The sequence below is a fragment of the Streptomyces rectiviolaceus genome (assembly GCF_039533825.1).
GTDB classification, from domain to species: Bacteria; Actinomycetota; Actinomycetes; order Streptomycetales; family Streptomycetaceae; genus Streptomyces; species Streptomyces rectiviolaceus.
In genome coordinates, this window is record NZ_BAAAUG010000037.1 from 56,783 (window position 1) to 58,773 (window position 1,991).

The 1,991-nt window shown below is 69.5% G+C and carries 1 protein-coding gene; it reads right to left on the bottom strand.

Annotated features, from left to right (window positions below):
• Positions 1-101: 101 nt before the first annotated feature.
• Complete coding sequence (locus tag ABD378_RS12525; protein WP_344520738.1) at positions 102-1,493, bottom strand: MFS transporter; 1,392 nt, start codon at positions 1,491-1,493, stop codon at positions 102-104.
• Positions 1,494-1,991 lie beyond the last annotated feature (498 nt).

Here is a 1,991-nt window from a genome sequence, read left to right on the forward strand (position 1 = left end):
CGATTGAGGACGAACTCGGCGAAGCCGGTGATTTCGGCAACCAAGGCCCCCGCGCCAGAGCGGGTTTTCGGGAAGGGGCGGGGTTGGGGAAAAGGAACCGCCTACGGCGAAACCTCCTCCAAGCGGCGCCCCGCAGTCTCCTCCGCCCCCACCCCCGCCACCACGGCCCCCACCAGCGCCACAGCCCCCAACATCACAAACACCGTGGACACATTGCCGCCCGCGTACACGACCCCCACCACAATCGGCCCGAGGATGACACCGAGCCGGTTCATCGCCCCGCCCACACTGCTCCCCAGCGCCCGCATCCGCGTCGGAAAGAGCTCCGGCGTGTACAGGTACAGGCAGATGTTGGAGCCGAAGAAGAAGACCGCCGCCAGCGAGGTCCACACCAGGACCTGCACCGGCGTACCCGCGCCCACCGCCGCGAGCGCCACCAGCATCATCGCCGCCCCGCCCAGACACCCGGTGATGACCTTCCGGCGCCCCAGCCGGTCCACCGTGAGCGCGGCCACGAGGCAGCCCAGCAGACCCGCGCAGGACGTGACCGTCGAGTAGAGGAGCGCGTCCGAGAGGGAGAGGTCGTAGCGGTTCTGGTAGATCGTGGGGAGCCAGGACGTGATGCCGTAGTTGACGAAGTAGCCGGTGAACCAGAGCACGCCGATGATCAGCGTCCGGCGCCGGTAGCGGCCGCTGAACAGGCCGCGCAGTCCGGAAGCGTCCTCCCCGGGAGCCGCGACGGGAAGCGCCTCCGGGAAAGCCTCGGGAACGGGAGGCAACGGTTTCCCGGTGATCCGCTCGACCTCCGCCTCGATGCCGGACATCACATCGGCCGCGTCATCGGTCCTGCCGTGGTCCGCGAGCCAACGCGGCGACTCCGGGACCTTCCGCTGTACGAGGATGCAGAGCAGGCCGGGCAGCGCCGCAAGCGCGTACATCCAGCGCCAGCCCAGGATCGGCACCACCCAGGCCGCGACAAGCGCGCCCACCGTAAGACCCGCCGGGAACACCAGCTCGTAGAGGAGGACGAAGCGGCCACGCTGGTGGCTGCGGGTGATCTCGGCGATGAACGTCGCCGCCACCGGCACCTCGCCGCCGATCGCCAGGCCCTGGACGAACCGCAGGGCCATGAACGCGTCGGGCGAGGTGGCCACGGACAGGGCCAGGTTGGCGACGCTGGACAGCGCGATGCACAGCGCGATGACCTTGACCCGGCCGATCCGGTCCGCGAGCCGCCCGGAGAGCAGCGCCCCGATCAGCATGCCGATCGAGCCGACGGTGAGCAGCAGCGTCGCGGCGGACGTGCCGAGGTCCCACTCCTGGCGCAGTTCGGGCAGGGCGTAGGCGATCAGGAGCTGGTCGAAGGCCTCGAAGAAGGTGACCGCGCCCACGATGAGCCGGACGGTGACGTGCCAGCGGCACAGAGGGAGCCGTTCGAAGCGGGCGGCTATGGCGGCCCGGACCGCTCGGTCCGGTGAAGCGTCGATCGTCATGCGGGAACTCCGCTGCTGAGGGGGCGGGGACGGGGAGAACGCCACGGGCCACGGAGTCTGGGGAAACCCGAGCCGAAAAGCGAGTAAGCGCAAAGTTTCTAAGCGCTTAAGTTGTACCGTCCCGGCACCGGAGCGCGTCAAGAGTCTCCGCAGGGGAAATCCTCGAATGCCGTCGGCAGATGGGTCTTGCGCTCCGGATATTTAAGCCCTTAGATTTCTAGCGCTTACCTAAGACCGTTCGGCGTTCATCCGGGACCCCTCCCTCAAGTCCCGTTCGGCCACGTTCTGTTCGACCACGTCCCGTTCCGCCAGGAGGCCCCCATGCTCCGCATCCCAGCCGACGAAGCACTCATCGCGGGCGAGTGGCGACGCGGCGCGGGCGCGCCGGCCGACACCGTCGACCCGGCGACGGGCCGCGTCCTCGCCACCGTCCACGCCGTCTCCCTCGACGAGGTCGCCGAAGCGGCACAGGCGGCGGCCGCGCCCGCCGCCTCCGCA

Excerpts from the sequence above, each read along its gene's own strand:
- ABD378_RS12525 (WP_344520738.1), bottom strand. The coding sequence starts at position 1,493 with ATGACGATCGACGCTTCACCGGACCGAGCGGTCCGGGCCGCCATAGCC.